General features: G+C 70.9%; 3 protein-coding genes. All 3 read left to right on the forward strand.

The window, feature by feature from the left end:
* Nucleotides 1-464: 464 nt before the first annotated feature.
* The 3 genes from ACFV6I_RS38180 to ACFV6I_RS38190 all read left to right on the forward strand — a co-directional run bounded on the left by ACFV6I_RS38180 (nt 465) and on the right by ACFV6I_RS38190 (nt 3992).
* The gene (locus ACFV6I_RS38180) at nt 465-1259 is read left to right on the forward strand and encodes an isoprenyl transferase (protein ID WP_208869076.1); all 795 of its coding nucleotides are present in this window, start codon (nt 465-467) and stop codon (nt 1257-1259) included.
* A gap of 206 nt (nt 1260-1465) precedes the next feature.
* Nucleotides 1466-2800 carry a PhoH family protein gene (locus ACFV6I_RS38185; RefSeq protein WP_063347994.1) on the forward strand — a complete coding sequence of 445 codons (1335 nt, stop codon included), beginning with the start codon at nt 1466-1468 and terminating at the stop codon, nt 2798-2800.
* 433 nt (nt 2801-3233) lie between these two features.
* Nucleotides 3234-3992 carry a transglycosylase SLT domain-containing protein gene (locus ACFV6I_RS38190; RefSeq protein WP_208869075.1) on the forward strand — a complete coding sequence of 253 codons (759 nt, stop codon included), beginning with the start codon at nt 3234-3236 and terminating at the stop codon, nt 3990-3992.
* Nucleotides 3993-4022 lie beyond the last annotated feature (30 nt).

Here is a 4022-nt window from a genome sequence, read left to right on the forward strand (position 1 = left end):
AGGTCGCGGTGGGCGTGGCGGTCGGCGACGGGGTGGCGGTGGCGGTCGGGCTCGGGGTGGGGGGCGCGGCGGCCGCGTGTGGGGGAGGGGAGGTCCGTCGTGGTGCGTGGGGTCGTCGTACGTGGGGGTGGGCGACCGCGGTGGTGCATGGTGGTGCACGGTGGTGCGTGGGGGTGGGGCGGGACCGTGGGGTTCGTTCCGCCTTGGATCAAAAGCTGGACTAGACCATTGCCGGTCGTCAAGCATTGGACAGTCGGCTTACGGATTCTTTAAGGATTCGGAGACCGTTCCGTGTCCGCCGTCGGAGTCGCCGGGGAAGGCCCGCGACACGCCCGCCGGGACGGACTCCGTACAGGACCGTGACCAGACCGCTACCTGCGGCTTTACCGTGTGCCTGCCCGCCGGAGTAGGCTGCGCCGGGGCGTTGACGCACCAGCTGAACGAGCACGGAGGGGCCGGGAATCATGGGTCTGCGCGATGTCGCCGAACGGACGCCGGGTCTGCGTACCCTGCTGGGCGGGATGTACGGGCTCTACGGCCGCCGGGTCGAGGTCCACCTCGCCCGCACCCCGCACCACATCGGCGTGATCCTGGACGGCAACCGCCGCTGGGCGAAGGCCGCCGGGGGCACCACCGTGTACGGCCACCAGCGCGGCGCCGACAAGATCAGCGAGTTCCTCGGCTGGTGCGACGAGACCCACGTCAAGGTCGTCACCCTCTGGATGCTCTCCACCGACAACCTCGACCGCCCCGCCGACGAGCTCGTCCCGCTGCTGGGCATCATCGAGGACGCCGTCACCGGGCTGGCCGCCGCCCGCCGCTGGAAGGTCCACCCGGTCGGCGCGCTGGACCTGCTCCCGCAGCACACCGCCGACGTGCTCAAGCGGGCCGCCGAGGAGACCGCCGACATCGACGGCATCACGGTCAACGTCGCGGTCGGCTACGGGGGCCGGCACGAGATCGCCGACGCCGTCCGCTCGCTGCTCCAGGAGCACGCCGGGCGCGGCACCTCGATCGAGGAACTGGCCGAGATCCTCGACGTCGAGCACATCGCCGAGCACCTCTACACCCGCAACCAGCCCGACCCGGACCTGATCATCCGCACCTCGGGCGAGCAGCGCCTGTCCGGTTTCCTGCTCTGGCAGAGCGCGCACAGCGAGTTCTACTTCTGCGAGGCGTACTGGCCGGCCTTCCGCAAGGTCGACTTCCTGCGGGCGCTGCGGGCGTTCGAGCAGCGCAACCGGCGACTGGGCCTCTGAACGGGTGAAGTGACCGCCGTAGGGCTGGCCTACCCGGAGCCCTGGTGAGGCCAAACGTTCACCGGCAATGATCCGTCAGTTCGCCGGGGGCGCGAATGCACCGCCCCTCGCCTGGGAATACTCCAGGCAGTCCGGTCCCGAGGCCACCGGGGCAGCGGGGGCCGGCTTGCCGCGGATGACGCAGGGTCATCCGCTCTGGAGGCCTAGTGGTCAGTTCCAAGAGCCGCCGGACGCCAGACCGGCGCACGTATGTTCTCGACACCAGCGTGCTCCTGGCGGACCCGCTCGCCATGACCCGCTTCGAGGAGCACGAGGTCGTCCTGCCGGTGGTGGTCGTCACCGAGCTGGAGGCCAAGCGGCACCACCCGGAGCTGGGCTACTTCGCCCGCCAGGCGCTGCGACTGCTCGACGACTACCGCATCCGCCACGGCCGGCTCGACGAGCCGATCCCGGTCGGCGAGCTCGGCGGCACCATCAGGGTCGAGCTCAACCACTCCGACCTGTCGATACTGCCGGCCGGCTACCGGGTCGGCGGCGGCGAGGCGGACTCGCGGATCCTCGCGGTCGCCCGCAACCTCCAGGCCGAGGGGTACGACGTCACGGTCGTCTCCAAGGACCTGCCGCTGCGGATCAAGGCCAGCTCGGTGGGCCTGCTCGCCGAGGAGTACCGGGCCGAGCTCGCCATCACCTCCGGCTGGACGGGGATGTCCGAGCTGCACGTCCCGGCGGAGCAGGTGGACGCGCTGTTCGCGGCCGGCCACGACGCCGCGGTGGACGTCGAGGGGGCGGACGAGCTGCCGGTGCACACCGGTCTGGTGCTCACCTCGGAGCGCGGCCGGGCGCTCGGCCGGGTGACCGGCGACGGCCGGGTCCGGCTGGTGCGCGGCGAGCGCGAGGCGTTCGGACTGCGCGGGCGCAGCGCCGAGCAGCGGGTGGCGCTGGACCTGCTGCTCGATCCGGACGTCGGCATCGTCTCGATGGGCGGCCGGGCGGGCACCGGCAAGTCCGCGCTGGCGCTGTGCGCGGGGCTGGAGGCGGTGCTGGAGCGGGGGCAGCACCGCAAGGTGATGGTCTTCCGGCCGCTGTACGCGGTCGGCGGGCAGGAGCTCGGCTACCTGCCGGGCTCCGAGACGGAGAAGATGAGCCCCTGGGCGCAGGCGGTCTTCGACACCCTCTCCGCCGTCACCACCCCGGACGTGATCGAGGAGGTGATCTCCCGCGGGATGCTGGAGGTGCTGCCGCTGACCCACATCCGGGGCCGCTCGCTGCACGACGCCTTCGTGATCGTGGACGAGGCCCAGTCGCTGGAGCGGAACGTCCTGCTGACGGTGCTGTCCCGGATCGGCCAGGGTTCGCGGGTGGTGCTCACCCACGACGTGGCGCAGCGCGACAACCTCCGGGTGGGCCGGTACGACGGCGTGGTGGCGGTGGTGGAGAAGCTGAAGGGGCATCCGCTCTTCGCGCACATCACGCTCACCCGCTCGGAGCGTTCGCCGATCGCGGCGCTGGTCACGGAGATGCTGGAGGACATCCACCCGTGATCCGTCCCTGACCAGGACATAGTCGTACAATACGGTCAACTCTTGATGCGGGGCCCGCTCCTGACGGGGCGGGCCCTCATCCCTTTCATCACATCGAGTGCTTTCCGTCCGAAGAACTCCCGTGCGGTGAATGTGACGTGCGCCACGCGAACGGGAATTGCGTCGACAGCGTCCGGTGCGGCATGGTGAGGGTTCTGTCAGGCCCCGCGTACGGCGTGGCAGGGCTTCCGGACTCCACGAGTCCGGCCCCGGATGGTCCACCAACTCCGGTCGGTGGACGCATAATTGAAGACCGATGAGCCGTACGCCGCCCGATTCCAACGCCCGGTCGCCTCACCTCGGCCGGACGCCGGGCCAGCACCTCCCGTGACCAGAGCACCTGCGGAGGTCAGTGCCAAGGGGCATGTTGCGCCCGCACGGTCACGCGTGGGCGATGCTGGAAGGAATCCATGTGACTCGGATCTCGGTCCGGGGAGTCGCTGTGGCCTCCGCCACCGCCGTCACCGCTGTCGGTGCCGTCGTGGGTGTGGCCTCGGGCAGCGAGGGCAAGACGACGCAGACGGTCGACGTCGCGGGCGCGACCCTGCTTGCCGAAGTCCCCTCTGGCGCCCAGGCGCAGACCATCAGTGACAACATCGGCCAGCAGGCATCCGCCCAGCAGGCCTCCGCCGACGCCGCGGCCAAGGCCGCCGCCGAGCAGAAGGCCGCCGAGGAGGCCGCGCGCCAGAAGGCCGCCGCGGACGCCCAGGCGAAGGCCGATGCCCAGGCCAAGGCCGACGCGGACAAGGCTGCCAAGGCCGCCGAGGACAAGCGCAAGGCCGACGAGGCCGCTGCCAACCGTTCCAAGGCGCGTTCGGCGATGGCCGCCACCGACAACAGCGCCCCGCCGGTCTCGACCAGCCCCGGATCCGTCCAGGACATCGCCCGGCAGGTCGTCGGTGACGACACCCAGTTCCAGTGCTTCAGCCAGATCGTGAAGCGCGAGAGCGGCTGGGACTACACCGCGACCAACCGGAGCTCCGGCGCGTACGGCCTGGTCCAGGCGCTGCCCGGCACCAAGATGGCCTCGGCCGGTGCCGACTGGCGCACCAACCCGGCCACCCAGATCAAGTGGGGCCTGGGCTACATGAACAGCCGCTACGGCAGCCCCTGTGGCGCCTGGTCGTTCTGGCAGTCCCACAACTGGTACTAGGAGCCGCCACCGTCCGGCGGTGGACTCCCG

It is taken from the genome of Kitasatospora sp. NPDC059803 (assembly GCF_042732255.1).
GTDB lineage: Bacteria > Actinomycetota > Actinomycetes > Streptomycetales > Streptomycetaceae > Kitasatospora.

What these genes read in the sequence shown, in the direction of transcription:
- ACFV6I_RS38180 (WP_208869076.1), top strand. Translation starts at nt 465, where the DNA reads ATGGGTCTGCGCGATGTCGCCGAACGGACGCCGGGTCTGCGTACCCTG.
- ACFV6I_RS38190 (WP_208869075.1), top strand. Translation starts at nt 3,234, where the DNA reads ATGCTGGAAGGAATCCATGTGACTCGGATCTCGGTCCGGGGAGTCGCT.